This is a genomic window from Catenulispora acidiphila DSM 44928, from assembly GCF_000024025.1.
In the GTDB taxonomy this organism is placed as follows: domain Bacteria; phylum Actinomycetota; class Actinomycetes; order Streptomycetales; family Catenulisporaceae; genus Catenulispora; species Catenulispora acidiphila.
The window spans coordinates 3,327,572-3,349,190 of sequence record NC_013131.1 but is presented as its reverse complement, the minus strand read 5'-3'; the positions used below and the strand labels follow the sequence as shown (position 1 = coordinate 3,349,190).

48 protein-coding genes are annotated in these 21,619 nt (G+C 66.5%); 46 read left to right on the top strand and 2 right to left on the bottom strand.

Annotated elements, in window-relative coordinates; all coding sequences use genetic code 11:
- The first annotated feature begins 28 nt into the window (after positions 1-28).
- The 5 genes from CACI_RS15055 (at position 29) to CACI_RS15035 (ending at position 3,178) form a co-directional block, all read left to right on the top strand.
- Positions 29-463 carry a DUF4326 domain-containing protein gene (locus CACI_RS15055; protein WP_049871580.1) on the top strand — a complete coding sequence of 145 codons (435 nt, stop codon included), beginning with the start codon at positions 29-31 and terminating at the stop codon, positions 461-463.
- The gene (locus CACI_RS45555; protein WP_049871579.1) at positions 460-1,443 is read left to right on the top strand and encodes a ParB N-terminal domain-containing protein; all 984 of its coding nucleotides are present in this window, start codon (positions 460-462) and stop codon (positions 1,441-1,443) included. Before CACI_RS15055 ends, CACI_RS45555 begins: the two co-directional genes overlap by 4 nt.
- Positions 1,430-2,269, top strand: a complete 840-nt coding sequence (locus CACI_RS15045; protein WP_012787232.1) for a DUF6551 family protein — start codon at positions 1,430-1,432, stop codon at positions 2,267-2,269. The genes CACI_RS45555 and CACI_RS15045 overlap by 14 nt, the downstream gene beginning before the upstream one ends.
- Before the next feature lie 65 nt (positions 2,270-2,334).
- A complete protein-coding gene (locus CACI_RS15040) occupies positions 2,335-2,880 on the top strand; it encodes a hypothetical protein (RefSeq protein WP_012787231.1) in 546 nt (181 codons plus the stop codon).
- Positions 2,873-3,178 carry a hypothetical protein gene (locus CACI_RS15035; protein ID WP_012787230.1) on the top strand — a complete coding sequence of 102 codons (306 nt, stop codon included), beginning with the start codon at positions 2,873-2,875 and terminating at the stop codon, positions 3,176-3,178. Before CACI_RS15040 ends, CACI_RS15035 begins: the two co-directional genes overlap by 8 nt.
- A gap of 5 nt (positions 3,179-3,183) precedes the next feature.
- Here CACI_RS15035 and CACI_RS15030 read toward each other — a convergent pair whose 3' ends face one another.
- A complete protein-coding gene (locus CACI_RS15030) occupies positions 3,184-3,474 on the bottom strand; it encodes a hypothetical protein (protein ID WP_041540256.1) in 291 nt (96 codons plus the stop codon).
- Positions 3,475-3,678: 204 nt separating this feature from the next.
- Here CACI_RS15030 and CACI_RS45550 point away from each other — a divergent pair, with 204 nt between their 5' ends.
- From CACI_RS45550 to CACI_RS47865, 27 genes are all read left to right on the top strand, one after another.
- Positions 3,679-5,337, top strand: a complete 1,659-nt coding sequence (locus tag CACI_RS45550; RefSeq protein WP_012787228.1) for an HNH endonuclease — start codon at positions 3,679-3,681, stop codon at positions 5,335-5,337.
- A complete protein-coding gene (locus CACI_RS15020; protein ID WP_012787227.1) occupies positions 5,337-6,515 on the top strand; it encodes a hypothetical protein in 1,179 nt (392 codons plus the stop codon). Before CACI_RS45550 ends, CACI_RS15020 begins: the two co-directional genes overlap by 1 nt.
- Positions 6,512-7,264 carry a zinc finger domain-containing protein gene (locus CACI_RS45545; RefSeq protein WP_012787226.1) on the top strand — a complete coding sequence of 251 codons (753 nt, stop codon included), beginning with the start codon at positions 6,512-6,514 and terminating at the stop codon, positions 7,262-7,264. Before CACI_RS15020 ends, CACI_RS45545 begins: the two co-directional genes overlap by 4 nt.
- A 2-nt stretch (positions 7,265-7,266) precedes the next feature.
- Complete coding sequence (locus CACI_RS15010) at positions 7,267-7,584, top strand: hypothetical protein (protein ID WP_012787225.1); 318 nt, start codon at positions 7,267-7,269, stop codon at positions 7,582-7,584.
- A 26-nt stretch (positions 7,585-7,610) separates the two neighbouring features.
- Entirely contained in the window at positions 7,611-7,988 is a 378-nt protein-coding gene (locus CACI_RS15005) for a zinc finger domain-containing protein (RefSeq protein ID WP_143765255.1), read from the top strand.
- Positions 7,985-8,167, top strand: coding sequence for a hypothetical protein (locus tag CACI_RS15000; RefSeq protein WP_012787223.1), 183 nt, complete (start codon positions 7,985-7,987; stop codon positions 8,165-8,167). Before CACI_RS15005 ends, CACI_RS15000 begins: the two co-directional genes overlap by 4 nt.
- An 8-nt stretch (positions 8,168-8,175) precedes the next feature.
- Positions 8,176-8,700: a single-stranded DNA-binding protein gene (locus CACI_RS14995; RefSeq protein WP_012787222.1), complete on the top strand. Its 525-nt coding sequence runs from the start codon at positions 8,176-8,178 to the stop codon at positions 8,698-8,700.
- A gap of 47 nt (positions 8,701-8,747) precedes the next feature.
- Entirely contained in the window at positions 8,748-9,068 is a 321-nt protein-coding gene (locus CACI_RS14990; RefSeq protein ID WP_012787221.1) for a hypothetical protein, read from the top strand.
- Complete coding sequence (locus CACI_RS14985; protein WP_012787220.1) at positions 9,068-9,292, top strand: hypothetical protein; 225 nt, start codon at positions 9,068-9,070, stop codon at positions 9,290-9,292. Before CACI_RS14990 ends, CACI_RS14985 begins: the two co-directional genes overlap by 1 nt.
- Positions 9,289-9,699: an ASCH domain-containing protein gene (locus CACI_RS14980; RefSeq protein WP_012787219.1), complete on the top strand. Its 411-nt coding sequence runs from the start codon at positions 9,289-9,291 to the stop codon at positions 9,697-9,699. Before CACI_RS14985 ends, CACI_RS14980 begins: the two co-directional genes overlap by 4 nt.
- Complete coding sequence (locus tag CACI_RS14975) at positions 9,692-10,396, top strand: hypothetical protein (RefSeq protein WP_012787218.1); 705 nt, start codon at positions 9,692-9,694, stop codon at positions 10,394-10,396. The genes CACI_RS14980 and CACI_RS14975 overlap by 8 nt, the downstream gene beginning before the upstream one ends.
- Positions 10,393-10,665 (top strand): hypothetical protein, encoded by a 273-nt coding sequence (locus tag CACI_RS14970; protein ID WP_012787217.1) that lies wholly within the window; start codon positions 10,393-10,395, stop codon positions 10,663-10,665. The genes CACI_RS14975 and CACI_RS14970 overlap by 4 nt, the downstream gene beginning before the upstream one ends.
- Positions 10,666-10,738: 73 nt before the next feature.
- The gene (locus CACI_RS47870; RefSeq protein ID WP_012787216.1) at positions 10,739-11,152 is read left to right on the top strand and encodes a WhiB family transcriptional regulator; all 414 of its coding nucleotides are present in this window, start codon (positions 10,739-10,741) and stop codon (positions 11,150-11,152) included.
- Entirely contained in the window at positions 11,149-11,484 is a 336-nt protein-coding gene (locus CACI_RS51175; protein WP_012787215.1) for a LuxR C-terminal-related transcriptional regulator, read from the top strand. Before CACI_RS47870 ends, CACI_RS51175 begins: the two co-directional genes overlap by 4 nt.
- A 139-nt stretch (positions 11,485-11,623) precedes the next feature.
- Complete coding sequence (locus tag CACI_RS54660; RefSeq protein ID WP_449727818.1) at positions 11,624-12,004, top strand: FDXHR family putative zinc-binding protein; 381 nt, start codon at positions 11,624-11,626, stop codon at positions 12,002-12,004.
- A complete protein-coding gene (locus CACI_RS14955; RefSeq protein WP_012787214.1) occupies positions 12,001-12,192 on the top strand; it encodes a hypothetical protein in 192 nt (63 codons plus the stop codon). Before CACI_RS54660 ends, CACI_RS14955 begins: the two co-directional genes overlap by 4 nt.
- A 2-nt stretch (positions 12,193-12,194) precedes the next feature.
- Positions 12,195-12,434, top strand: a complete 240-nt coding sequence (locus CACI_RS14950; protein ID WP_012787213.1) for a hypothetical protein — start codon at positions 12,195-12,197, stop codon at positions 12,432-12,434.
- Positions 12,431-12,721 carry a hypothetical protein gene (locus CACI_RS49810; RefSeq protein ID WP_143765254.1) on the top strand — a complete coding sequence of 97 codons (291 nt, stop codon included), beginning with the start codon at positions 12,431-12,433 and terminating at the stop codon, positions 12,719-12,721. The genes CACI_RS14950 and CACI_RS49810 overlap by 4 nt, the downstream gene beginning before the upstream one ends.
- Positions 12,714-13,196 carry a hypothetical protein gene (locus tag CACI_RS14945; RefSeq protein WP_012787212.1) on the top strand — a complete coding sequence of 161 codons (483 nt, stop codon included), beginning with the start codon at positions 12,714-12,716 and terminating at the stop codon, positions 13,194-13,196. The genes CACI_RS49810 and CACI_RS14945 overlap by 8 nt, the downstream gene beginning before the upstream one ends.
- On the top strand, positions 13,189-13,497 hold the full coding sequence (locus tag CACI_RS14940) for a helix-turn-helix domain-containing protein (RefSeq protein ID WP_041540253.1): 309 nt from the start codon (positions 13,189-13,191) through the stop codon (positions 13,495-13,497). Before CACI_RS14945 ends, CACI_RS14940 begins: the two co-directional genes overlap by 8 nt.
- Position 13,498: 1 nt before the next feature.
- Positions 13,499-13,852, top strand: coding sequence for a hypothetical protein (locus CACI_RS14935; RefSeq protein WP_012787210.1), 354 nt, complete (start codon positions 13,499-13,501; stop codon positions 13,850-13,852).
- Positions 13,849-14,133 (top strand): hypothetical protein, encoded by a 285-nt coding sequence (locus tag CACI_RS14930; protein ID WP_012787209.1) that lies wholly within the window; start codon positions 13,849-13,851, stop codon positions 14,131-14,133. Before CACI_RS14935 ends, CACI_RS14930 begins: the two co-directional genes overlap by 4 nt.
- Before the next feature lie 8 nt (positions 14,134-14,141).
- Complete coding sequence (locus tag CACI_RS14925) at positions 14,142-14,810, top strand: hypothetical protein (RefSeq protein WP_041540252.1); 669 nt, start codon at positions 14,142-14,144, stop codon at positions 14,808-14,810.
- Positions 14,803-15,531, top strand: coding sequence for a hypothetical protein (locus CACI_RS14920; protein WP_012787207.1), 729 nt, complete (start codon positions 14,803-14,805; stop codon positions 15,529-15,531). Before CACI_RS14925 ends, CACI_RS14920 begins: the two co-directional genes overlap by 8 nt.
- Positions 15,528-15,917, top strand: a complete 390-nt coding sequence (locus CACI_RS14915; protein ID WP_012787206.1) for a hypothetical protein — start codon at positions 15,528-15,530, stop codon at positions 15,915-15,917. Before CACI_RS14920 ends, CACI_RS14915 begins: the two co-directional genes overlap by 4 nt.
- A 298-nt stretch (positions 15,918-16,215) precedes the next feature.
- Positions 16,216-16,578 (top strand): hypothetical protein, encoded by a 363-nt coding sequence (locus CACI_RS14910; RefSeq protein ID WP_012787204.1) that lies wholly within the window; start codon positions 16,216-16,218, stop codon positions 16,576-16,578.
- Positions 16,571-16,951, top strand: coding sequence for a DUF2493 domain-containing protein (locus CACI_RS47865; RefSeq protein ID WP_012787203.1), 381 nt, complete (start codon positions 16,571-16,573; stop codon positions 16,949-16,951). The genes CACI_RS14910 and CACI_RS47865 overlap by 8 nt, the downstream gene beginning before the upstream one ends.
- Positions 16,952-16,988: 37 nt before the next feature.
- Here CACI_RS47865 and CACI_RS14900 read toward each other — a convergent pair whose 3' ends face one another.
- Complete coding sequence (locus CACI_RS14900; protein ID WP_143765253.1) at positions 16,989-17,192, bottom strand: hypothetical protein; 204 nt, start codon at positions 17,190-17,192, stop codon at positions 16,989-16,991.
- Between the two features lie 150 nt (positions 17,193-17,342).
- Here CACI_RS14900 and CACI_RS14895 point away from each other — a divergent pair, with 150 nt between their 5' ends.
- The 14 genes from CACI_RS14895 to CACI_RS14835 all read left to right on the top strand — a co-directional run bounded on the left by CACI_RS14895 (position 17,343) and on the right by CACI_RS14835 (position 21,511).
- Positions 17,343-17,528 carry a DUF7167 family protein gene (locus CACI_RS14895; RefSeq protein ID WP_012787201.1) on the top strand — a complete coding sequence of 62 codons (186 nt, stop codon included), beginning with the start codon at positions 17,343-17,345 and terminating at the stop codon, positions 17,526-17,528.
- Positions 17,528-17,734: a hypothetical protein gene (locus tag CACI_RS14890; protein WP_012787200.1), complete on the top strand. Its 207-nt coding sequence runs from the start codon at positions 17,528-17,530 to the stop codon at positions 17,732-17,734. The genes CACI_RS14895 and CACI_RS14890 overlap by 1 nt, the downstream gene beginning before the upstream one ends.
- Positions 17,735-17,737: 3 nt before the next feature.
- Positions 17,738-18,010: a hypothetical protein gene (locus tag CACI_RS14885; protein WP_012787199.1), complete on the top strand. Its 273-nt coding sequence runs from the start codon at positions 17,738-17,740 to the stop codon at positions 18,008-18,010.
- Positions 18,010-18,228, top strand: a complete 219-nt coding sequence (locus tag CACI_RS14880; RefSeq protein ID WP_012787198.1) for a hypothetical protein — start codon at positions 18,010-18,012, stop codon at positions 18,226-18,228. The genes CACI_RS14885 and CACI_RS14880 overlap by 1 nt, the downstream gene beginning before the upstream one ends.
- 2 nt (positions 18,229-18,230) lie before the next feature.
- Positions 18,231-18,452 (top strand): hypothetical protein, encoded by a 222-nt coding sequence (locus CACI_RS14875; protein WP_012787197.1) that lies wholly within the window; start codon positions 18,231-18,233, stop codon positions 18,450-18,452.
- Positions 18,452-18,850, top strand: a complete 399-nt coding sequence (locus CACI_RS14870) for a hypothetical protein (protein ID WP_012787196.1) — start codon at positions 18,452-18,454, stop codon at positions 18,848-18,850. Before CACI_RS14875 ends, CACI_RS14870 begins: the two co-directional genes overlap by 1 nt.
- On the top strand, positions 18,850-19,014 hold the full coding sequence (locus CACI_RS51170) for a hypothetical protein (RefSeq protein ID WP_012787195.1): 165 nt from the start codon (positions 18,850-18,852) through the stop codon (positions 19,012-19,014). The genes CACI_RS14870 and CACI_RS51170 overlap by 1 nt, the downstream gene beginning before the upstream one ends.
- Position 19,015: 1 nt before the next feature.
- Positions 19,016-19,231: a ribbon-helix-helix domain-containing protein gene (locus CACI_RS14865; protein WP_012787194.1), complete on the top strand. Its 216-nt coding sequence runs from the start codon at positions 19,016-19,018 to the stop codon at positions 19,229-19,231.
- 140 nt (positions 19,232-19,371) lie between these two features.
- A complete protein-coding gene (locus tag CACI_RS14860) occupies positions 19,372-19,704 on the top strand; it encodes a hypothetical protein (RefSeq protein ID WP_012787193.1) in 333 nt (110 codons plus the stop codon).
- Positions 19,704-20,087, top strand: a complete 384-nt coding sequence (locus CACI_RS14855; RefSeq protein ID WP_012787192.1) for a hypothetical protein — start codon at positions 19,704-19,706, stop codon at positions 20,085-20,087. The genes CACI_RS14860 and CACI_RS14855 overlap by 1 nt, the downstream gene beginning before the upstream one ends.
- Positions 20,087-20,431, top strand: a complete 345-nt coding sequence (locus CACI_RS14850; protein ID WP_012787191.1) for a hypothetical protein — start codon at positions 20,087-20,089, stop codon at positions 20,429-20,431. The genes CACI_RS14855 and CACI_RS14850 overlap by 1 nt, the downstream gene beginning before the upstream one ends.
- The gene (locus CACI_RS14845; protein WP_012787190.1) at positions 20,431-20,676 is read left to right on the top strand and encodes a hypothetical protein; all 246 of its coding nucleotides are present in this window, start codon (positions 20,431-20,433) and stop codon (positions 20,674-20,676) included. The genes CACI_RS14850 and CACI_RS14845 overlap by 1 nt, the downstream gene beginning before the upstream one ends.
- The gene (locus CACI_RS14840) at positions 20,676-21,113 is read left to right on the top strand and encodes a hypothetical protein (RefSeq protein WP_012787189.1); all 438 of its coding nucleotides are present in this window, start codon (positions 20,676-20,678) and stop codon (positions 21,111-21,113) included. Before CACI_RS14845 ends, CACI_RS14840 begins: the two co-directional genes overlap by 1 nt.
- Positions 21,113-21,511 (top strand): hypothetical protein, encoded by a 399-nt coding sequence (locus CACI_RS14835; RefSeq protein WP_012787188.1) that lies wholly within the window; start codon positions 21,113-21,115, stop codon positions 21,509-21,511. Before CACI_RS14840 ends, CACI_RS14835 begins: the two co-directional genes overlap by 1 nt.
- The last annotated feature ends 108 nt before the right edge of the window (positions 21,512-21,619 follow it).

The following is a 21,619-nucleotide window of genomic DNA, read 5'->3' as shown; positions in this document are numbered from 1 at the left end:
AGCCGTACCGGGTGGGGGGTGGGGTGCGATGCCTGAGCTCCCGCGCCGTATCCAGCTGTCCCGGCAGAAGGGCTGGCGCAAGCCCGAAGGCGCCGTCGTCGTATCCCGACCGGGCCCCTGGGGCAATCCATTCAGCGTCACCAAGGGCAGCGTCGGCTGGTACATCTACGAGCCCCTTAGCCGACAGCAGTTCGACGAGCTGGGCAGCCTTACCACCCGGGCTGAGGCACAGGAACTCGCCGTCCACCTGTACGGCGCGTGGCTCAAGGGCGACCTGTTCGCTGTCGAGCTCGAGCTACGGCGGCGCCGGATTCTCGAACACCTGCCCGCGCTGGCAGGCAAGGACCTCTGCTGCTGGTGCGCTCCGGGAACTGCCTGCCACGTCGATGTCCTGCTGCCTCTGGTGGCCGAAAGGTGCGGCACGGGCCCTGCCGCTGATCCGCAAAGGAGCACCCAGACATGACCATGACAGCTCAAGCCGCTCACCCCGCTGACACGGCGCTCGCCCAGCCCACCATGCCCATCGCCAACATCACCATCGGCACCCGCTGCCGCAAAGACCTCGGAAAGCTGCGAGATCTCCAGCGCTCCATCCGCGTGGCGGGACTGCTGACGCCAATACCCGTCACCGCGGATGGACAGCTCATCGCCGGCGAGCGCAGACTGCGCGCCTGCCGGAACCTCGGCTGGGAGCGGGTACCGGTCATCGTCGCAGCTAACGGCGCCCACGCCATCGACCTCATCCGCGCCGAACACAACAACGGCCCGCACTCGCTGCCGATGTCCGCGACCGAGCTGACGCGCCTCGGTATGCGGATCGAAGAGCACGGCCACGAACTGGCGGTGGCCAACCGCGCCCACGGACACAGCACCCTCCCCGACGACATCCGCGTCAACCTGCGCGCACTGGCCTCGGAGATCATCCAGATGCCGGAGCACCACTACAGCAGAGTCAAGACCCTTGTTCTGGCAGCAGCTGGCGTCCAATCAACACCGGGCGGCTACGACACCAGCACGATCGCGCCGGATGCACGCAACGCGGCACGCGAAGCGCTGGAGCTGGTCGATCGGGTCTACGCCGGCGAGGAGATCCGAGTCCCCGGGCTGCGGGTACGCCTGTCCACCGCCCGCATCTACAAGAACTGGGTCGGCACCTACCGGCACATCCAGGAGCCCCTGGACAACGTCGCCAAGGGTGACAAGGCGGCGCTTCAGGAGCCCCTGGTGAAGGTGCGCACCATGCGGATCGACCAGCGTGAAGCGCTCGCGAAGGGACTGTCCGCCCTCACCGGCTTGTGCCACGGCCTCGCGTCGATTAACAGCATCGACCCGGCCATGACACGCGAAGAGGCCGCGTCCTTCGAGCGCGACCTCTCCAACGCCTCCCGCGTTCTGAGAGGCCTCCACAACAAGATCAAGGAGTACGCCAATGGTAACGCCTGAGCCCGTCCTGAATCAGCACGCGTCCACGATCGACTGGGTCCCCATCAACAAGATCCACACGGACCACGACGTCAACACCCGACCCGTCGACTTCACCTGGGTCGACAAGCGAGTCAACACCTTCGACGCCGACAAACTCGGCGTCCCGATCGTCTCCGCCCGCGCCAACGGCACCTTCGCATGCCTCGACGGCCAGAACCGCATCGAACTGTGCCGGCGCGTCGGCTGGGGCGACCAGAAGATCGAATGCCGCATCTTCACCGGCCTGACCAAGGCAGAAGAGGCCACCCTGTTCCTGGGACACAACGACAACCGGCAGGTCGGATCGTTCCACAAGTTCGCCGCCCGCATCACCGCCGGAGACTCCGACGCCGTCGCCATCAACAACATCGTCACCAAGGCCGGCTGGGAACTGTCCTACTTCGTCGCCGACAAGCGCATCGCCGCCGTCGCAGCCCTCGAAGCCATCTGGAAGGCCAGCCCCCTCGACGAAACCGGCTACCGCGGCGCCACCCTCGAGGCGACCCTCGCCATCGCCACCGAAGCGTGGGGACACAGCGCCGACGCGGCCAACGGACAGATCCTGCGCGGCATCGGCGGCGTCATCAACCGCCACTCGAACATCATCGACACCGCCGGGCTGGTACGGAAGCTCGCCCAACACCGTGGTGGTGCCATGGGTCTTCTCGCCGACGCCCGCGGACTGCACAACTTCGCCGGCGGCACCGTCGGGTCCTGCGTTGCCGAATGCATCGTGCGGCTCTACAACTCCCACCGCCGTACCGGCGCCCTGCCGCCATGGCGCGCCGAGCGCGGAAGCGACTGACCCATTCGCTCCGGGCGCGGTCCCTCACGCCGCGCCCGGCTCTCCCTTCCCTCATGGAGACCGCCGTGAACCCCACCCCCGACACCGGACAACTCTGGTGCCCCCGCCGCGCCGAAAGCGTCCACCAAAGCGCAGGCCCCGACACCTGGACCGACTACCCAAGCATCACCAACGGCATCGGACCGTGCTGCTCCTACTGCGGCAGCCTGGACCCCGACGTGTTCCTGGCGAAGGTCCGCGAGGGCTGGATCGTCGAGCCAACAGACAAGCCGACGAAGGCCTATCTCGACGCGTTGTACACGCCGGAGGAGATCGAGCGCATCAAGGCCGGCAGCATCACCTGGCAGGCGGTGCGGCAGCTCAAGCTGGACGAAGGCGGTAGCGAAGACGAAGCCACCGCCGCTGCCAACGCGCACTGGGGACAGTACGAAGCGCCCATCATGACCGGCCGCACCGTCGCCAAGCTCTACTACCAGCACCTGACGCCGGCGCAGCGCGACGAGTTCCTCAAGCTACACAACGGCGGCGCCATGCGGATCAGCTGGCCGGGGCGGTTCTATGTGCGGCCGTATTTCAGCCGGGGTGGCGAGGCGGTGGCCGGCGATGCCTGAGGTCCAGCGGTTCCGCAAGAAGGCACCCGAGATCGAAGCTATCCGCTTCGACGGCACTAACCACAACGAGATCAACGCGTTCACGAACGGCCAGTTTGAAGCCGCTGAGCCGCCAGCTTGGCTTGGCGATCCGCGGTTCGTTGCCACTGTCTACAACCAGCGCTACCGCATCCAGATCCCGGTGCGAGTCGGCATGTGGATCGCGCGCGACACCGACGGCTTCTACCCAATCAGGGCCGAGAAGATCGCCGATGAGTACGAGGTAGTCGGCGAGCAGGGTGCGGGTGGTACAGCGTGACCAGGTCAGGACTCGTCGCGGGCGTCCTGAAGCTCCTGCAGCTTCCGGATGCTGGTGACCGTCGGCGGGCGGAGCGGATCGACTTCCTTCGCGCGCAGCATCTGCCGGATCGACTCGGCGGAGTACTCGGTCTTCTTCACGATCGCCGACGGACGCACACCGGCTCGGACGGCATCAGCGACAGCGCCGGCAAGCTGGTCCTTCTTGGCCGCCAACTGCTTCTCGGCGCGCTTCACCGCCGCCAGGGCAGCAGCTACCGGCTCCAGGCGGGGGTCATCGGAGTCGTAGTGCGCCACGGGGCCATGTTCGCACGTCCCCTTTGGCAAAACCAAGCGACCCATCGGGCTGTGGCTACCCTTCTCACATCTCATATGGTCTACTGTAATCACCAAACGGCCTGTGGCAAAATCGAGTAGGCCGCAGAGCACATGAACCTTGCGCAGGCGGATCACGAACCGCTGACCTCCCGATCCACTTCCAATCAGCTAGGAGCACCACAGGTGGCAGTCAGCAAGCGCCTCCGCTACGAAATCCTCCGGCGCGACAATCACACCTGCCGGTATTGCGGCGCCACCGCACCGACCGTCCCGCTGCGCGTCGACCACGTCGTTCCTGTCGCTCTCGGCGGCACCGACGACGCCACCAACCTCGTCGCCTCGTGCGAGCCCTGTAACAGCGGCAAGACGTCCACCGCCCCTGACTCCCCACTGGTTGAGCAGGCACGCGAAGACGCCATGCGCTGGCAGATGGCGTGGACGGTTGCAGTCGCCGAAGCCGAGACCGAGGGCAAGCAGCGCGCCAAGGACATCGCCAAGGTCAAGAAGAACTACGTCGCCGCCTACAAGGGGCGGCACGGACATGCACCGATCCTTCCCGAGGGCTGGGAGGCGTCCGTCGGGCGGTGGCTCGACCTCGGGCTGCCGCTGACGCTCATCGACAAGGCCATCGCATCCGCTGTCGGGCGAACCTACGTTCCCGCCAAGGACCGGTTCGCCTACTTTGCCGGCTGCTGTTGGAGCCTTCTCCGGGAGCTGAAGGACCGCACCGAGGCCATCGCCATGCAGGCTTCGCCGACAACGCAGGATGAGCAAGGCGACGGACAATGCGAGTACTGCGACGGCGGACAGGATGATCGCAACATCGTCGAGTACGCCACGGACGTCTTCGCAGAAGCGTGGTCCCAGGACGAAGAACCCAACTCATACTGCCGCCGCATGCTGGCCGCTTATGCAAGCGCGGCGAGCGGCGCCGGCTACGACAGGCTCTCCATCGGATATGCAGTTCACCAGGCCGCTCGCGACGGGCACGCCGATATCGGCGCCTACCTCTCGACCCTTGACGATGTCCTTGAGCGAGCGTCCGAACCCATCATCGACAGCCCTTTCGGATCCCGCGTCATCGATGCAGACCTGCTGCCCACAGACGAAGATCGCGCCGCACGCGCCGTAGCGGAAGCTGTAGTCGCGGCCTGGCGCGCGTCGTGGCGGGACGCCATGGAGCATCCTCCCCCTGGACGCCGCAGCACCGAAGCTTGCGCTGTTCGCGACTACGCATTGGCCACCTACCGCAAGACCGAGAACGCTCATGAGTTGCTGCGCGCTGCCGAGTTCGCAGGCGCGGAAGGCAACAGCAACCTCCCACAGGCAACTGCTCATGCGGAGGCGTACTACGCCACCGAACCGGCCGTCTCCGCATGGGGCTGGGCGTGGTACAAGGCGACAGGCTTGGACGCGCCAGGGTCGGTTCACGAAAGCGTGTGGGCCGATTGCCGCACACTGCACGCGAGTGGCGCCTGGGATCACAAAATCACCCTTGCCGCGTCATTCGCGGGCGCACACGCAACGACACGTATGCACTTCGGACTTGACGCCAATGAGGCCGAGCTGATCGGCGTGGAGGCTACCACCCAGCGCATCGAGGACTACTGGGCCCGTTCCTGGAATGAATCCAGCCACTCGTGGCCGGGCGAAGGAGACCGCGCAGCGCTCCGAGCATGCCTCTCGTCCATCGCTGACGGCAAGGCACACACGGTCGGGGACGTAACCGCTGCCGCTGTTGCCGCGGGCGCCTACCAGAGTGCCGACCTCTACCCGAGCCTCACGCGCTCGCAGTCCACGTTCGTTGCCGCGGCCCACCTGCCGCACCTGGGAGGTGAATAATGGCCCGCACCTTCGGAGCTGTGTACCTGCGGATCTGGCGCGACCAGGACTTCCGTGCACTCAGTCACACCGAGCAGTACCTGTACTGGACGTTGATCTTTCAGCCCAAGCTCAACCGCGCCGGCCTGCTGGAGTACTCCCCGCGTCGATGGGCCGACGTCAACAACGACCTCTCGGTGCACGATGTCGAGGTCACCATCAAGAGCCTGGAGCAGCGCCACTACGTCGTCCTGGACGAGTCCACCAACGAGCTGCTGATCCGCACCTACGTCCGCAACGACGAGGCGTGGAAGCAGCCGAAAGTCATGGCCTCTGTCGTTTCGGCTGCGAATGAAATCGAGTCGCCGCGGCTCCGGAGGGCGCTGTACGACGAGTTGGACCGCATCCCGGTTCGGGAATTGTCCGACTCCCCCGGGCTTAATGGCGGACCTTCAGTCCGGTCGAAGATTGAGAAGTCGATTGCTCAATTGAGGGTCATCCTCGGCGGCAACGGACCGGACGGATCGGATGGGTTCCGACCCCCAGCCGATACCCCACCGGAAGGGTATCGGACGGCTACCGATACCCCTGAGGTACCCGAAGGCAGGGCTACCGATACCCGTGTCAATACCGCAGCGGTAGCCACTAGTCATAGACCTGCTCCAGAACCTGCTCCAGAACTAGAACCAGAACCGTTCGGCGCGCCAGCCGACGAGTCTGCTTCCGTCGCGCTGTTCGAAACCGCACCTGCGGTGCGCGACGACGATCCCGGCGAAGCGGCGCCCAAAGGACCCGGCGCCTCCACCCTCGTTGCCGAATGGCTTGAATACCGCGGCAAGCAGCGGCCCTCGTCGCGAATCATCGGGCGCGTCGGAAAAGAACTGAAAACCCTTCTCGCCGACGGAATCCCTTACGAGATCGTGCGCGAAGGATTCATGGCCTGGGAGAACAAGGGACTCGACCCGGCAAAGATCGACTCCTGCGTCAACGAGGTCCAGTCCATCCTCCGGCGCCAAGCCGCTAGCTCCGGTGCGCAGCTTGCGCTGCCGTCAGGTGCCACGGACGAGGCCGACAGCGACAACGTCATCCAGTTCCGCCCCAACATCCCAGCCCCGCGCCCATCCACCACTGACCGCGCCGTTGCCTCCGGCGACACCGCCCTTGCCGAGTTCCGGCGCATGACGGGACGGACCGCATGAACCCCAACGAGTTCATCACCGACGACGAAACCAACCGGCTTCTGCAGGAGGCGGCGCGGCGTGACCAGCGCAGCATCGGTGCCAACGACATCGCCGCCTGGTACACGGACCTCAACGTCGCTCAGGTCGGCTACGACGATGCCCTCGCGGCTGTGTCCCGCTACTACTCGATCCACTGGCCGAAGCAGCCGCCGGCTCAGCGGTTCCGCCTCACCGCCCCGGTGCTGATTGAGCTTGTTGGTGAAATCCGCGAACGGCGCCACCAGGCGGCGAACTACGTCTACGAACCCGTTCCTGGCGAGACCGGCTACCAGTCTGCTGCCCGGCTGCGGGCAGAGCTGCGCGCTGTTGGTGATGGCCAGCCGACGCAGAACGCGGTCCGTGAGCTGTCCAGCCGCCAGAAGCCTGAGCTGGAGGCCGTCCTGTCGGGCATCGCGGATATCCGCGCGCTGCCTGATGAGATCCGCGACGTCCTGGCCGACCGGCGTATCGGCGTCCGGTCAATCCGCTGCCCTCAGTGCAACGCCGCACCTGGCGTGCGGTGCGTTACCGGCGGCGGCCGGGTCATGTCCTCGCCGCATCCGTCACGCGCCGAGACGTGGGCTGTTGCCGTCGCGCAGTGCCCGGAGTGCCGGGCCGAGCCCGAATCCGGATGCCATGCCGTCGGGCAGCCGTATGCGCACGGCGTTCACCCCGGCCGGCTAACTGCCGCCCGCCGCCTGATTGAACCCGTTTCCGAAGGAGCCTGACCATGGCCACGCGCAACATCACCGATCTGCGCCGCGAACTTGTTGCCGACTCGCATGATCTTTGCGAGCGCAGCAAGGCCTACCTGGCGGCGATGAAGCACTCGAACTCCACCTCCGCCGACTTCGACGCCTTCGAGGGCTTGGCAACTGCCGGGGTTTATGCCTGGACTCTGGCTGCGGTACTGCGCAGGTTTGTCGAGGTCCATCCCGAGTCCGCGGAGATGCTCGCGCTCGTCATCGGCGAGGTCATGAGCTCCGGCGACGACTGGCTCGAGGACGCCAACGATGATCTCGACGTCGCTACTGGGGTCGCGCCGTGAACGCCGAGCCGGGCGACGGTGCCCGTATGGCTGCCGGTATCGCCAGCCTCGCCGCGCACGAGCGTGCCCAGCAGTCCGCGGCCCGCCTGGATGCCGACCGCGCTGCTGCCCGTCCGGCGCCGCCGGAGATAGCGAACCGGCCCGGTCGTGCCGAGCGGCAGGCAGCCGAATCCGCGCGCTGCCCGTTCTGCAAGGCCGCGCCGGGCCAGCACTGCACGGCTGCCGGCCAGCGTGTGATGTCCAAGCCGCACCCGGGGCGCCTGGACGCGTATGCGGTGAAGGCCGCCATCTGCCCGGAGTGCGTGGCCGGCGTTGGTGATGGCTGCCGCGGACCGAACGGGCTGCGCATCGACGGCGTTCACCCCGGGCGTCTGCAGTCCGCGCTTCTGGGGTGGCTGCCGTGAACGCCATCCTCGCCAAGCGGGTCGCGCACCTCGAAGCCGAACGCGCCCGTCCGATCCCGCGCCTGTCGAAGCCGGACCCGAATGCCCCGTACACGCCGCAGCAGCAGGCCCAGCACCGCGCCGAAGCCCTCGCAGACGTGTACGGCACCGCAACCCGAACCCATACCGAGACCCGCTAAGGACCCTCATGAGTATCCCCGTCACCATCGTCGGCCGCATCGGACAGCCGCCCGAGCTGAAGTTCGGCTCCAGCGGCAAAGCCATCGCCCGCTTCTCCGTCGTCACCAGCCGGCGCGTTCTCGATAAGACCTCGAACGAGTGGTCCGACACCGACACGACGTGGTGGAACTGCACTGCGTTCGGCGACCTCGCCGAGAACGTGGCCGAATCCTGCGAGAAAGGGTGCGCCGTCATCGTGACCGGCCGCGCAGCCTCCGAGACCTGGAACGACAAGAACACCGGCGAGAAGCGCACCGCCATGAAAGTTATCGCCGACGAGGTCGCGCCGTCGCTGCGGTTCGCCACCGCGAAGATCACCAAGGCCAACCGTGGCGGCGGCGGTGGGAACTCCGGCGGCGGACAGCCCCAAAGCCAGGGCCAGCCCTCCGGCAACCGCAGCGGCCAGCAGCAGAACACGGGCGGTGGCGGCTGGGGTGGCGGGAACGGCGGCGGTGGGTGGGGAGCCGGTGGCGATACCGAGCCGCCTTTTTAGCCCGTCCGAGACACGAAACCCGAGACCAGAGACCACGGAGAACTGACATGCCGAACACCGAGATCCGCCGCACCTTCACCGTCGATCAGCTCGAAACCCTCGGGTTGCCCGGGGACAACGTCCTGGCCCGCTTCGGCGAGGACGAACACCGCTGGTACATCAACTGGCAGATCGTCTTCCGCGACCCGGCCGACGACACCACGTGGGCCATTACCAAGTCCGAGGACAAGGGCGACAACAGTGAGCTGCCGTGGTGGTACTGCTACGACAGCGCCGACAAGATCGAGGCGTACCGCGTTGAGCCGCGCGAAGTCACCATCACGGAGTGGGTTGCCGCCGAGTCCGCGACCTCCGAGGCGGGTGCGTGATGACCAGACCCGCAATCTCCGCCCAGCAAGCCAACCGCATTGCTCCCCCGCCGCTGGACCTGACCGCCGTCGTGTGCCCCGGCTGCCAGGAACAGACCGGCTACGACTCGTTCCACCGTCGCTTCTTCTGCAACGACTGCGGCATCCGGTGGGACACCGACGGCGCGGATGTGAACTACGAGTTCGCCGGCGAGTGGATCGATGGCGAGGTGACGGGGCAATGACCGACGTCCGTGCCCTGACGATCCGCCAGCCGTGGGCGGCGCTGATCGCCCACGGCACCAAACGCGTCGAGAACCGCACCTGGGGCACCGCCTGGCGCGACACCTTGCTGATCCACGCCGCCAAGCAGGCCGACCCGTACCCGGCCAGCGTGACGCTGGTAGACGGCGCCGACGTCCGGTCTTCGATCATTGCCGTCGCCACCCTTGCCGACATCCACGTCTGCAACGGCAAGTGCAGCCCGTGGGCCGAGGCCGGATGTCACCACTGGGTGCTGTCCGATGTGCGTCCGTTGGCCGAGCCGGTGCTGTGCAAGGGCGCGCAGGGGCTGTGGCGTCCGCATCTCACGCAGGACGCGCGGCGAGATCTGCACATCGACTTTCCCGAAGGAGACCAGAGCGATGACTGACACCCGCACCCCCGGCCTGATCACGCCCGACAACGCGCCCCGACTGGCCGACCTCGACGACGACAGCACGCCGTACCCGACGCAGTTGTGCATCTTCTGCGACGAGTGCGGCACTGAGAACACCGCCGACTACCTCGTGGCCGCCGAGTCCACCAAGTCTGAGCAGTTCGAAGTCGCCCGCACCCACCTGCGCACCGTCGGCTGGTTCTGCACGCCGGCCGGCGACTACTGCCCGGACTGCGTGAAGGCAGGCGCCGTGGTGACCGACGGCAGCCCCGCCGACTACGAAACCAAGGTCGACCGGCCCGCGTGCCCGGACTGCGGCAACGGCTGCGGCGGACACGCGTCGGAGATCTACCACGTCGACTGCGGCAAGAACGTCGCTGACTGCACGTGCGCGGGTCGGGAGACCGTCAGCTCCCGGCAGCTGCTTGCCAACCCTGCCGTCACCGACGCGACCGAGCTGGTCATTACCGCCGGCGAGCTGCGGAAGATCCTCGACGAGTGCGGTCAGCTTCGGCAGCAGGCAGCCGAGGATGCCATGCACGTCGGCTGGTACCTGTACGGCGAGGGCACCGCCTACGAGATGCGGCTGGCGGTGCTGGCCAACCGGTTCGGGAAGCGGGCCAAGGCTGCGCTTGAAGCACGGCAGCAGGTTGGGGCCGCAGGCGACATTGAAGGCCAGGCCCGGCCGTGAAGGACCCCGCGATACCCACTCCCGAGCAGATCCGCGGCTTGCCGGTGACTTCGGTTGCAGTGTTCCGCAAAGCCCTGGGCGACATCGGCCTGACTGTGAAGCCCGGCAGCCGCAACCACCTGCGGGTCACCACCTCGACCGATGCGTTCATCGGCACGGTGCCGTCGAGTCCGTCGGATCCACGGTCGCTGCGGAACTGCCGGGCGTGGCTGGCCAGGCGCGTCGCTGAGGTGCGGGATGCCGCCGCACTGGCATCTACCGGCAAGTAGCTGACGACAGGTCAATAGTTCGACAGCCATCGAAAACCCGTCCAGACCAGTCAAAACATCTAGGAGGACCGCCATGACCCCGCTCCTGCGCACCGACGGACCCATCCACGGGCGAGTCCCGCGGACCGACACCACAATCCAGTCCAGCACCACCCGCTACCAGGCACCCGCCGAGCCGGAGTCGGAAGACAACTGGCGCCTGCGCGGCGTCTGCGCCAACTCCGGCGACATGGATCGCTGGTTTCCCATGGGCAACACCGGCCCGTGGCTACGGCAGATCGAAGAGGCGAAGAAGGCCTGCCTCACCTGCCCGGTTCTGGAGAAGTGCGCCGAGCTGCTGGCGCACATGGAACGCGAGCTGGGCGTCAACAGCGTGTCCGGGATCTGGGCCGGCACCGCGGAGGACGACCGGATGAGCGAGAAGCGCAAGCAGCAGCGCGCAGCGGCAAAGGTCCGCTACGACGAGAAGCGGAAGGCTGCGGCGTGAGCCGGGCCGACCTGCCGGAGTACGGCGAGGAGCCGACCAAGCGCGAGCTGCAGATCGTAAAGCGGCTGGCGCTGGGCCAGACCAACATCGAACTCGGCAGGCACTTCAAGATCTCCGAATACACGATCAAGAGTCACCTGGCGCGGATCAGCGCAAAGCTGGGCGTGCAGGGCCGGAACGCGATTGTGGCGGCGGCGCTCGAGGAGGAGTGGCTGCGGTTGCCGAAAGCGCTGGTACTGGCGCAGGCGGAGAAGATCTCGCAGCATCGGCGGCTGGCGAAGGTTCGCAGTGGCCTGGGTCGGCAGTCCGCGGACTCGGGGCGTGCGGCGTGAAGCGCGCGGACGGCTGGTGGTGGCGATTCCCGCTGATGGCGGCGGTGGTTTGCGGCTTCTTTGCAGTGGCCGCGCCGGCTGCGGGCTATGCGCTCGGGCACGTATCGGATGCCGTAAAGGCTGTCGCTGCGAGGATGCAATGACGGCCGCCGTCGCGAGCGAAGCCCTGAGCGTCCCGCAGAGGCTTCGGCGGCTTCCGAGTTCCGCGCGAACTCTTGCTCTGCGACAGCAACACCCACTTGAGCGAAACGGGGCCATTGGACCGAGGGTGCTCCGTGCCGACGGACCTGTCTCGCATCCGCGCTGTGGAGCCTCCTGGACCGGCAGCAGGGCAGCGCACTGCGCCCGGTGCTGCCTGACCCTGTCGAGCACTAGCGCTTTCAGCGCCCACCAGCACCTGACGGATGGGGTCCTGACCTGCGCAGCCCCGGAGAAAGTTGGCCTGGTGCCGGTCGCCAAACCGTGGGGCGTGCTGTGGTCATGGCCGACGACCGATCACAACCCGTGGAGTGCGCCGTGATCGAGGACCGCCCCCGTTGGGCGTCGCTGACTGCCGAGCAGCGTGAGATCGCTACGACGCTGTACCTCCGCGCCCAAGAGCTGATCGATTCCGGCATGTCGATTGCCGAGGCCATGGAGACCGCCGCAATTCATGCAGGTCATGTAGATCCCCTGCTTTCGAACGTCACCACCACCGAAGGAGCCTGATCATGTCCGACTCGAACAGCACCACCAGCGGAGGCCTCGGTTTCACCGGCGCCCTGACGATTCTGTTCATCGCGCTGAAGCTGACGCACGTGCTGTCGTGGTCCTGGTGGTGGGTGCTGTCGCCGCTCTGGATCTCGGCCGCCGCTGCGATCGCCGTCATCGGCTTGGTGCTTCTGGGCGCGTTCATCGTCGAGACGGTCAAGGACCGGCGCAAGGGCGTGAAGATGCGAGGTGTCAAGTGATCACCAGCACCCACTGCCGGGTCTTTGACTGCGGCTGGTTTCACCGTGCAATGGCAAGTCCGCTTTCGCTCGACGTCACTGCCGAGGTTCCGCCGTGGTGCACCCCGACCTGGGTTGTAGCGCCGCTTGGCTACGGCAGCCCGCTTACCGATGCCGACGTGATCGCTGCGCACATGGCAACTCATCCGGCTGCGGAACGGTCGGGGCGGATGCCATCGCGGGAGCAGGTCGAGGCAAGCCGCGCAGTGCTGATCGACGCGGCGAACGGCGGTGGCGACGATGTCTGAGCACGCCGTTCCCACCGCCGACCAGATCCGCACCTACCTGCTGGCCAACGGCTGGGAGGTGGGTGAGTTTGGCCGCGCCGCCTACCTGATGGTCACCAAGGGTCATACGGTTCGGATGCTGCACGAGCCGACCGAGTACGACCGGGACAAGGCCGTCTTCGACATCGCTCTTGCCGAGGGTCGGCATCCGGCCGACGTGCATCAGGACATCCTGAACCTTCGCGTGCCGGCCATCACCGAAGAAGCTGACCTCGGCAAGCAGATGCGGCACCGCGCGCTGGGCGCCTACCGCCTGTTCTGGAAGTCCGGCGGATCATCCGTGGCCGTTGTCGGGCAGCTCTACAGCGGAGCCCGCTGGTATGCCTGCGCGAACTGGACGTCCCCTGATGCCGAGCGTGTCGGACTTGTTGGTACTGATTGGTCGCTGATCGAACGGGTGGAAGAGATTCCGGACGGCGGCGATGACGATGCCTGACCTGCTGGCCAACCTTCCGTCCCTGATTCGCGCGGAGCTTGCCCGCCGCCGCATGCTGCAGCAGGACTTCGCCCACGAAGTCGCCGCCAGCCCGAGCACGATCACCCGGCTCATGGCCAAGAAGCAGATGTGCGACGCGCAGACGCTTGTGCGGATCTGCGGATGGTTGCGCATCGAGCCGGCGGACCTGGCCGACGAGCGCGTGAACGAGGCGTATCGGCGCGGACGGGCCGATCAGGCTGCGCGGGTTCGAGCCGCGCTTGACGAAGACGAATCACGCCCCGACCAGGCAGGAGCCTGACATGAGCACCCCAACTGAGAATGTCCGAACACTTCCGGGCGACCTGGAGTTTCTGACGCCGCACTGCCCGATCTGCGGCGACTACACCGACGTCTACCCGGACGGCCTGCAATGCGACCGCTGCGGCATTGCCTGGGACAGCGACGGCACCAACCCTGAGCGCCTTGACCCTGACGCCAAGCAGTGCTCGAGCCTGTACCGGCCGACCCGCCGCTGTGCGAACCCGGAGCACGTGGACGTGGAGTACCGCTGCTGGCAGGACGCCGGCCATCTCGGCGATGACCACCACAACCCAGACTTGTTCTACAGCTGGACCACGGCCGAGCAGGTCGCACCGGCGGGAGTCGAACGATGACTTTCGAGAGCATCGAGGACGACGACGAGACCGAAGGCGAACTTGACGACGCTGTCGCCCGCATCGGACGCCTGATCCGCGCTGCGGTTAGCAAGCTGCTGGCGTGCATTGACCGGACGATCCCGCCACCGCCGAAACCCTGGCTCCGCCAGGTGTACGTCATCGACAACCAGGACTGGCTGGCGCCGAAAAGCAACCTGACTGACGACGAGGCCTACCAGGCGATTGTCGATCTGTACCAGATGGAGCCGCACGAGACCGAGGCCGAGGAGCTGCGATGAGCGACCCTATGGCAGAGGAACGCCTGACGGAGATCCGACCCGAGATCGAGACAGGCGCATGGTCTGACGACCCGGGCGACTCCCGCGCATGGCTCATCGCGGCCGAACTCCTCGACGAGGTGGACCGGATGCGCGCCCACGTCGGCCCCGGCAACTGCGGCGACACTTTCCGCGCCGACGACGGCACCCGCATGGTCTGCGACCGCATCGCCGGCCACGGTGTCCACCGCGGCGACGGCTGGTGGTGGATGAAAGACCACGCCGAAGGACGCCCGGAGGTCACGCCGGACCTGGCCGTGCTGCGTCAGTTCTGCGCGACGTGGCTCGCTGAACTCGCTCAGCACGGGTGGCTTTCGCGCAGGCTGCTGCTTGCCGACGGATCCGAACTCGACGTCGAGCATTTGAACTCGGCGCTGGACCGGCTGGCGAAGGCGGAGCGGGAGAACGAGAAGCTGCGGGCGGAACTTGAAGGCCACCGTGCCCGCCAACGTGAAGCTGAGGATGCGCTGGCGATCCTGCTGGCCCGCGAAGGCGGGTCCACCGAGATTACGCAGGCCGAGATGGTGAGCCTGGACCGGAACGGTTCGTTCGTGACGTCGTGGACGGTGGTCGGCAACGAGAAGCTGGCCTACGTCACCAGCAAGCGGAAACTTCCCGAGGGGACACTCGATGTCTGAGACGAAGATTCATGTCGTGTGCGACCCTGACCAGGAGACAGTCCGCAAGCTGCTGGGCGAGGTAACCCGGCTGCGAGACGCAAACGAGGTTGCGACTGCGCTCGTGGCTGAGTTCAAGACGCTACGTGCCGAGAACGAGAAGCTGGCCACCCGCGTTGGCTGGGCCCACGAGGCGCGCAAGTCCGCCGAGGCTGAGGTGGAGCGGGTAAAGACCCTGAACCGTGATGTCGCAAAGCGCCTCATGCGCACTATGGAGCGCGCGACGGCCGCGGAGAACGAGGTGAAGCACCTGCGCGCCCGCATTGCCGACGAGATCGGGTCGATCGGGCAGGAGATGGAGATCAAGCAGCTCGAAGGCAAGTCAGAACCTGGCTCGCCGACTGCTCCGGAGCCCGCAAGCGATGCAACGACGTCATGGACGCCAGAAGACGTGCCGCCCGTACTTGTTCAAGCCGCGCACGATGGTTGGTGGTCGGCGGCAGGCCAAGGCCTGGACTGGGAGGCGTGGCTGCGTGTTGAGATCGCTGCCGTCCTGACGCAACTCGGGCTGCGGGAAGAGTTCGGCGTGCAGAGCGAGGACAGTGAACGCGCTCAGCCCTGCGACGACCTACAGCACGCGAGCCACCTGGCCGACCGTTACAGCCGCTTCCTGACGTTCGGCGGCGGAACGATCCAGCACCACGTCGTGCGCCACCTGGCGACCAGCTGGGAGAGAGCATGACACCCGAGGAAGTGCCGGACGAGTGGCTGGTGGTCGCGCACGATGGCTACTACGACGACATTCACTCAGCCGACCACATCGCTACTTGGCGTGCGCTGCGCTCGATGCTGGCTGCCGTCATCCCGCTGATCGAGCAGCAGGCGCGGGAGCTGATTGCAGCGGAGCTGAACGACGAGTGGGGCGTGCGCCGCACCTGGACCACGGGCGACCACGCCAGCCACGGCTACGCCATCTGCGACACCGAGGAAGGCGCCCGCGCCGCACTGGAGCAGTACCTGGCGATCGACCGCGCCGAACAGAGCCCCGTTGAGAGCGCGCTGGTGAGGCGCCTCGTTAGCGGGTGGCGTGTCGTTGAGGACGACAGCAAGGAGGCGACCAGTGGCTGACGTGATCAGCATTGCCGTCGCGCTCACCCTGGCGTTCGCCGTCGGGTACGGGCTGCGCGTCGAGCAGGAACGGGCGCGGCGGAAGGCGGGACGGTGAGCGCGCGACTGCGGCGCCAGGACGTTGTACTTGCCCGCGTTGGCTGCGCGATATGCGTCCTAGTCCTCATCCCGGAAAGCGTCATCGGGCTTTGGGCGAGTCCGGATCGTGTTGGGTTGGCGGTGTTCTCCTGGACCCTGGCTGCGCTCTCCTGCTGGAACTACAGGCGTGCGATGAGGCGCTGGCAGAAAGGCGACGACGATGACTGACATCCGGGCAGAGGCCAAGGACGCAAGTGACGTGGTAGCGCTGCTCAAGCGTGAAGCGGAACGCGTGCAGCGCGAAATGGCCGCCGTAGATCCGCAAGCCGGGCTGGCCGATCTGAAGCAGCGTCTGAAGGTCCCGAAGCCGTTCGTCGGCTACCTGGTCGAGAACGCCGATTTTGCGACGCCGGTACGAAAGAAGACCTCGTGGCTCTTTCACCTGCCGCCGCTGTTTCACGGCATCGCCGACGCGAAAGCCCAGCGTGCCGGGTACCAGGCGATGGCTTCGAGGTCGCAGCCGAAGGTCATTTTCAGGGTGACGGTTACGTTCGAGGTCGTGGAGGACGGCGGCGATGCCTGACCTGCGGACTCTGGTCACCGGGTTGCGGTCGTGGATCGACCGGACTCGGATAGTTGATGAGCTTGACCAGCTAGTTGAAGAAGCCGGCGTTACCGACCCGGCTTCCGTCACCCTCATGTCCGGCGCCTGCCCGTCCGGCGCGGACCGGCTTGCCGAGCAGCATGCTCTGGCGCGCGGCTGGGTTGTTGAGCGACATCCGGCCCGCTGGAGCGAACACGGCCGTGCTGCCGGGTTCATCCGCAACCAGCAGATGGTCGACCGCGGAGCGGACGTGTGCGTGGTCTTCTGCCGCAACGGTTCCGCCAGCGCCAGTCATACCGGGCATGCGGCAGAGCGGGCCGGGATTCCGACCAGGTGGAACGAGGCGTTGTGATGGAGTCGTGCGGGCGGTTGCCGTGAAGGATCCTGCGTTAGGACTCGGGCACGTTGGGTTCCGCTTTGGCCTGTTCATCAAGCCGCTTCAGCATCTTGCGCACACCTTCGGGTGTCATTCGGGCCTCGGCCGCGATTGCCCGCAGGGACATGCCGTCTTCCCGTCCTTCGAGGACGAGTCGCTCAAGCGCTGCTTGGCCAGCGGCATTTTTGTCCGCCTGGCGTCTGATCCTGATCGCCACGTCCTCCACGCTCCTCATATTCGCAGCTTGATCACCGTCAAGCCAGTAGACACCCGCCACGTCAACTCGGTTGACACTCAACAGCATCCGGCGCACACTCAGAAGTGTCAACTCAGTTGACGGACCGTCCGCACTTGCTAGGGAGAGGCCATGGCCAGGTTCACCGCCTACGTCCACACCGGCATGAACGGTTCGCGCGTTGAGGAGCCGTTCGAGGTGCCTGACGACGAGCTTGAAGGCCTGTCCGACGGCGAGCGGACGGACGTCATCGCGAGCTACGCCCAGGATGCCATTGCCAACTCCTACGAGTGGGGCTGGACGGAGGACGAGTCCTGATGTCCCGCCCCTGGACCCTCGCCGACGTTCGCCAGCTGATCCTGTCCGAGCGCACCGCCCTCACCGCGCTCGCCGAGATCGGCATCCCCACCGACCAGGCCCCGTCCGAGATCGCCGACCAGGTGGCGCGGATCAACGCGCTGCTTGCCGAGATCACGCCACTGCTTAGCGAGATCGAAGCCGCTTGCGGCATACAGGAGGACTGACCCATGCCCATTGGATACGACCACGAGACCAGCGGACTCGCCTTCATCGCGGACACCTGCGAGGACTGCGGAGAGCCGCTGTACTTCAGCGGCTGCGACGCCCCCGGATGTACCGGCTTCGGCTGCCAGGACTGCGGCACCGGTTGCGACCTGGACTTCATGGGCGACGACGGCACGTGCGCGCAGGCGATCGCCGAGGAGGACCAGGAAGACCACGACGAGCGGATCAACGCTGAGCGCGCGGTGTTCGGGCTGTCGCCGATCGAAGGTGCGTGATGACCACCCGCAAACCGCCCATCAAGGTCGTCCCCGGCCAGATCTGGGCCGACAAGGACCCGCGCAGTGCTGGTCGAACCGTTCAGATCCTGGAGGTCGATGGCATTCGCTTTGCGATCGTGAAGAGCCCGTCCGGCCTGGGACGCCGTTCTCGAGTCCAGTACGACGAGCGCGGACTGCGCGGCTACCGCCTCGTGTCCGAGCCGAAGGAGAACTGACCATGAAGGCCATAGCCGTCATCACCATCCCCGACAACCTCGCCACCCGCTGGCAGCGTGACGTCGGCGCCGCAGACCACGCCGACCTTGCGGTCGTGTGGCTCGACGAGGCGATCACCGACATCATCGCCACCCGGATCGTCGGCATCGACGAGGGCGACGCATACGACGAGGTCCGCGACGAGATCGAGGTCAGTGTCGTTCCGGACGGGAGCGAGTTCTGATGACCGACACCACTACGCCCACCGCCGCCGAGCAGGCTGCCGCACACCTGATCGAGAAGCTGGAGCGGATGGCGAACAACTCGGTCAGCCTCGCCACCTACTTTGAGAACGCAGCTAAGGCCACGCGCAGCCGGGAGTGGATCTCCAAGCACAAAGAGTCCGCCGAGTTCCACCGCGCGTTTGCGTCGCAAGTGGACGAGGTCCTATACCGCCTGATTACCCAGGCTGGCGGTTACCCCGGCATTCCGGGCGACGGCTGGCGGGACAACGAGGGCGACGTGTGGGTGCTGTGCGCCGACAACATGCTGCGCCTGCTTGACGACGAGACCACGTCTCGTGACCCGGATGACCTCGCCGGCGAGTACGGGCCGATGGAACCGGTCGGGAGCGAGTCCTGATGCCCGCCTACAAGACCGGCTCCTGCTCCGTCTGCGGCAGGGAAGGCCTGCGCGTGCTGAAGAACGGCACCATCGGGCTGCGCGTCACGAAGCGTCCCGACCCGCACGGCTCGATCTGGTCGCCGCGTTGCGGTGGCTGGGGCAAGCCGCCGAAGGAGTCCTGAGATGACCGCCGAACTCGAACGCGTCACGGTCAACCTGGCGCCGCGGGCAGCTCACGCCCTGAAGCAGGTCGCTGACCTGACGGGCGACAGCAAGACCGACGTGATCAATCGCGCTCTTCAGCTCTACGCCTACATCGAGCAGGTCATGCGCGACGGCGGAGCGGTGCTTGTGAAGACCGCCAAGGATTCCCCGGCCCAGGAACTCAAGATCTTCTAGATCCACCGGCCGCCCCGCGCGGCCCACAGTCCCGTAGCTCAAGCGGAGCATCCGCCCCGGACTGCGGCGGGACGGCAGGTTCCGGGTTCGAATCCCGGCGAGGCGACCAGCAGCAGAACCCGACGACACCTGGAGAGACGATGAAGAGCAACACCAAGCACGTTGCCGCCGATGCGGCGGGCGACGAGAAGCTTGCCGAGATCCGCACCCTGCTCAACCTGCCCTACCCGGAGATCGCGGCCAAGAGTTCGGCGCTGAGTCTGATGATCGCCGTGTCCCGTGAGCTGCTGGCCCGACTGGACGACCAGGCCGTGCCCGAGTTTCCCGGCCGGCCCGGCTCCCGTTGGCGTGACGCTGATGGCGACGCGTGGATGCTCGGGGATGACGGCGTGATGCGCATGACCAACACCCCCTCGGACCCTAACGACGTGGCTGTCGCCTACGGGCCGATGACGCGGGCTGGGGGTGCGTAATGCGCCGCGAGGACAAGTTCGTGCTCTCGCACCGCCCCTACGCGGTCGACCTGTCCAGCTTCCGCCAGCGCTTTGCCGAGCATGATGAGTGGTTCATGGTCGACGCGGTCTGGTTCCGGCGCAGAAGCGGCGTGACGGCGGCATGCGCTGGCTACCTCGATGACGGGTTCCGCAGGACTGCCCCGCGCGACGTCACCGACTTCCTGGAGAAGTACGAGGACGGACGCTACGGCGCCAAGTGCCTTGCCCGCTGGGACGGCGCCAGCTTCTGGTGCGCCGGCCAGGACCCGGAAGAGAACGCCCGGTACCTGGAGCTGCTGAAGCCGATGCTCGAGAACTTCCCGGCCATCCCGCCAGGACGTGACGGGTGGTGGCGGTTCTGATGGCCAACGATCCTGACTACGAAGCCATGCTGGTTATCGCAGCACCGCAAGCCTTGGCTGCCCGCGCGGCTTCGATTGCCCTTGGCCTTCGCAACGCGGGTGACGTGCCCATGGACGCCGTAGAGCGCTTGAACAACTACGTGCATGCACTTGCCGACCGCGTCCGCGAACTTGAAGCGCAACTGGGCGACGCCAAGGGCCGCATCCAAGCGGTCCGCATGGTCAAGGTTTGGCATGACGACCTTGGTCGCGGGTTCGTCTTCTCCGACGAGTTGGGCCACGCCGTCGATCCCGAGATTTTCCCAAAGCCCGTACCGGTCCGACTGGACGGAGGCGAGTCCTGATGCGCACCTCCGAGTACTACGCCCAGGGCATACACGGCTTCTTCGTTGGCTACGCGCTCGACGCGCTCGATCAGAACCGGCGCGCAGATGAGGCGCCCGCCGAAGAGCCGGAGCCTGAGGCTCCCGAGTACGACATGGACGCGGCCTTCGTCAAGTGCACCGGCTGCTTCTGCCACACCACTGCCTACCCGCCGTGCATGCACTGCGAAGACGGCCACGACGACGAACGCGAGGTGCAAGCCTGATGCCCATCCCTACCGCAGCCCAGATCCTGTACATCCTCAACAACTGCGAGGACCTCGACCTGGAGGCGCTGACGTTCTGCGTCATCACCGGAGGGTCACGATACGGAGTCCGCGGCAACAAGCTGGCCGACGGCGAGCCGGCGAACTGGTACCCGTTTTACCCCGGCGAGCTGATGGTCCTGCTTGACCCGTTCGGCCGGGAGCCATTCGGCCAAGGACGCGACCCGTCGAACTCTTCCGTCGGCAGGTTCGAGACGAAGGACCTCGACGCGGCGATCGCCCTGTCCGACGCCATCCAGCAGGACCCGAAGATGGAGCCGGGCTTCTGGGAGTGGTCGGACGGCGTGTGGGTTCGGCCCTGCGACCAGGACGAGCTGAAGCAGCGGCTGCGTCAGGACCGCGGTGCGATGATCGCGCGGGTTGGCGGTGAGGCCTGATGGCTACCGTTCCCCACAGTGCATCCGAGCTGTACGACATCGTCGTCACCGGCAACGGCCAGGACGTCGTTGACGCGGTTGAGGCGATGAACGCCACGCACGGCGAGGCTCTGACCAGCCTGATGATGTACGCGGTTGCGAACAAGGTTCGCGATGAGGCCGGCGCCCCGTGGGTCTGGGAGTACAGCACCCTCGACGGCGCCACCGTCTACGACACCGAAGTGTTCTGGGACCTGGAGTCCCTGAAGAAGGCGGTCGACGTCTGCTTCTCCGACTACACGTGGGAGGAAGTCGAGCGGCGCAAGATCCGTGGCACGTCAATCCTGGTGAACCGCAACGGCCGGTACGTGGATACCGGGCACTGGGCGTACCGCAAGCCGCAGGCGGTGAGCGACTAATGCCCACCCGCCCCGACCCCAAGTACCCGCCGATGGGCTGCCGCTGGTGCGGTATCGCCCGCAGCCAGCACGCGCGGCAGTGGACCGAAGCTGCTGGCTGGCACGCGT

Excerpts from the sequence above, each read along its gene's own strand:
- CACI_RS15055 (WP_049871580.1), top strand. The coding sequence starts at position 29 with ATGCCTGAGCTCCCGCGCCGTATCCAGCTGTCCCGGCAGAAGGGCTGG.
- CACI_RS45555 (WP_049871579.1), top strand. The coding sequence starts at position 460 with ATGACCATGACAGCTCAAGCCGCTCACCCCGCTGACACGGCGCTCGCC.
- CACI_RS15045 (WP_012787232.1), top strand. The coding sequence starts at position 1,430 with ATGGTAACGCCTGAGCCCGTCCTGAATCAGCACGCGTCCACGATCGAC.
- CACI_RS15035 (WP_012787230.1), top strand. The coding sequence starts at position 2,873 with ATGCCTGAGGTCCAGCGGTTCCGCAAGAAGGCACCCGAGATCGAAGCT.
- CACI_RS15020 (WP_012787227.1), top strand. The coding sequence starts at position 5,337 with ATGGCCCGCACCTTCGGAGCTGTGTACCTGCGGATCTGGCGCGACCAG.
- CACI_RS45545 (WP_012787226.1), top strand. The coding sequence starts at position 6,512 with ATGAACCCCAACGAGTTCATCACCGACGACGAAACCAACCGGCTTCTG.
- CACI_RS15010 (WP_012787225.1), top strand. The coding sequence starts at position 7,267 with ATGGCCACGCGCAACATCACCGATCTGCGCCGCGAACTTGTTGCCGAC.
- CACI_RS15005 (WP_143765255.1), top strand. The coding sequence starts at position 7,611 with ATGGCTGCCGGTATCGCCAGCCTCGCCGCGCACGAGCGTGCCCAGCAG.
- CACI_RS14995 (WP_012787222.1), top strand. The coding sequence starts at position 8,176 with ATGAGTATCCCCGTCACCATCGTCGGCCGCATCGGACAGCCGCCCGAG.
- CACI_RS14990 (WP_012787221.1), top strand. The coding sequence starts at position 8,748 with ATGCCGAACACCGAGATCCGCCGCACCTTCACCGTCGATCAGCTCGAA.
- CACI_RS14985 (WP_012787220.1), top strand. The coding sequence starts at position 9,068 with ATGACCAGACCCGCAATCTCCGCCCAGCAAGCCAACCGCATTGCTCCC.
- CACI_RS14980 (WP_012787219.1), top strand. The coding sequence starts at position 9,289 with ATGACCGACGTCCGTGCCCTGACGATCCGCCAGCCGTGGGCGGCGCTG.
- CACI_RS14975 (WP_012787218.1), top strand. The coding sequence starts at position 9,692 with ATGACTGACACCCGCACCCCCGGCCTGATCACGCCCGACAACGCGCCC.
- CACI_RS47870 (WP_012787216.1), top strand. The coding sequence starts at position 10,739 with ATGACCCCGCTCCTGCGCACCGACGGACCCATCCACGGGCGAGTCCCG.
- CACI_RS54660 (WP_449727818.1), top strand. The coding sequence starts at position 11,624 with ATGACGGCCGCCGTCGCGAGCGAAGCCCTGAGCGTCCCGCAGAGGCTT.
- CACI_RS14950 (WP_012787213.1), top strand. The coding sequence starts at position 12,195 with ATGTCCGACTCGAACAGCACCACCAGCGGAGGCCTCGGTTTCACCGGC.
- CACI_RS14945 (WP_012787212.1), top strand. The coding sequence starts at position 12,714 with ATGTCTGAGCACGCCGTTCCCACCGCCGACCAGATCCGCACCTACCTG.
- CACI_RS14940 (WP_041540253.1), top strand. The coding sequence starts at position 13,189 with ATGCCTGACCTGCTGGCCAACCTTCCGTCCCTGATTCGCGCGGAGCTT.
- CACI_RS14935 (WP_012787210.1), top strand. The coding sequence starts at position 13,499 with ATGAGCACCCCAACTGAGAATGTCCGAACACTTCCGGGCGACCTGGAG.
- CACI_RS14930 (WP_012787209.1), top strand. The coding sequence starts at position 13,849 with ATGACTTTCGAGAGCATCGAGGACGACGACGAGACCGAAGGCGAACTT.
- CACI_RS14925 (WP_041540252.1), top strand. The coding sequence starts at position 14,142 with ATGGCAGAGGAACGCCTGACGGAGATCCGACCCGAGATCGAGACAGGC.
- CACI_RS14920 (WP_012787207.1), top strand. The coding sequence starts at position 14,803 with ATGTCTGAGACGAAGATTCATGTCGTGTGCGACCCTGACCAGGAGACA.
- CACI_RS14915 (WP_012787206.1), top strand. The coding sequence starts at position 15,528 with ATGACACCCGAGGAAGTGCCGGACGAGTGGCTGGTGGTCGCGCACGAT.
- CACI_RS14910 (WP_012787204.1), top strand. The coding sequence starts at position 16,216 with ATGACTGACATCCGGGCAGAGGCCAAGGACGCAAGTGACGTGGTAGCG.
- CACI_RS47865 (WP_012787203.1), top strand. The coding sequence starts at position 16,571 with ATGCCTGACCTGCGGACTCTGGTCACCGGGTTGCGGTCGTGGATCGAC.
- CACI_RS14895 (WP_012787201.1), top strand. The coding sequence starts at position 17,343 with ATGGCCAGGTTCACCGCCTACGTCCACACCGGCATGAACGGTTCGCGC.
- CACI_RS14890 (WP_012787200.1), top strand. The coding sequence starts at position 17,528 with ATGTCCCGCCCCTGGACCCTCGCCGACGTTCGCCAGCTGATCCTGTCC.
- CACI_RS14885 (WP_012787199.1), top strand. The coding sequence starts at position 17,738 with ATGCCCATTGGATACGACCACGAGACCAGCGGACTCGCCTTCATCGCG.
- CACI_RS14880 (WP_012787198.1), top strand. The coding sequence starts at position 18,010 with ATGACCACCCGCAAACCGCCCATCAAGGTCGTCCCCGGCCAGATCTGG.
- CACI_RS14875 (WP_012787197.1), top strand. The coding sequence starts at position 18,231 with ATGAAGGCCATAGCCGTCATCACCATCCCCGACAACCTCGCCACCCGC.
- CACI_RS14870 (WP_012787196.1), top strand. The coding sequence starts at position 18,452 with ATGACCGACACCACTACGCCCACCGCCGCCGAGCAGGCTGCCGCACAC.
- CACI_RS51170 (WP_012787195.1), top strand. The coding sequence starts at position 18,850 with ATGCCCGCCTACAAGACCGGCTCCTGCTCCGTCTGCGGCAGGGAAGGC.
- CACI_RS14865 (WP_012787194.1), top strand. The coding sequence starts at position 19,016 with ATGACCGCCGAACTCGAACGCGTCACGGTCAACCTGGCGCCGCGGGCA.
- CACI_RS14860 (WP_012787193.1), top strand. The coding sequence starts at position 19,372 with ATGAAGAGCAACACCAAGCACGTTGCCGCCGATGCGGCGGGCGACGAG.
- CACI_RS14855 (WP_012787192.1), top strand. The coding sequence starts at position 19,704 with ATGCGCCGCGAGGACAAGTTCGTGCTCTCGCACCGCCCCTACGCGGTC.
- CACI_RS14850 (WP_012787191.1), top strand. The coding sequence starts at position 20,087 with ATGGCCAACGATCCTGACTACGAAGCCATGCTGGTTATCGCAGCACCG.
- CACI_RS14845 (WP_012787190.1), top strand. The coding sequence starts at position 20,431 with ATGCGCACCTCCGAGTACTACGCCCAGGGCATACACGGCTTCTTCGTT.
- CACI_RS14840 (WP_012787189.1), top strand. The coding sequence starts at position 20,676 with ATGCCCATCCCTACCGCAGCCCAGATCCTGTACATCCTCAACAACTGC.
- CACI_RS14835 (WP_012787188.1), top strand. The coding sequence starts at position 21,113 with ATGGCTACCGTTCCCCACAGTGCATCCGAGCTGTACGACATCGTCGTC.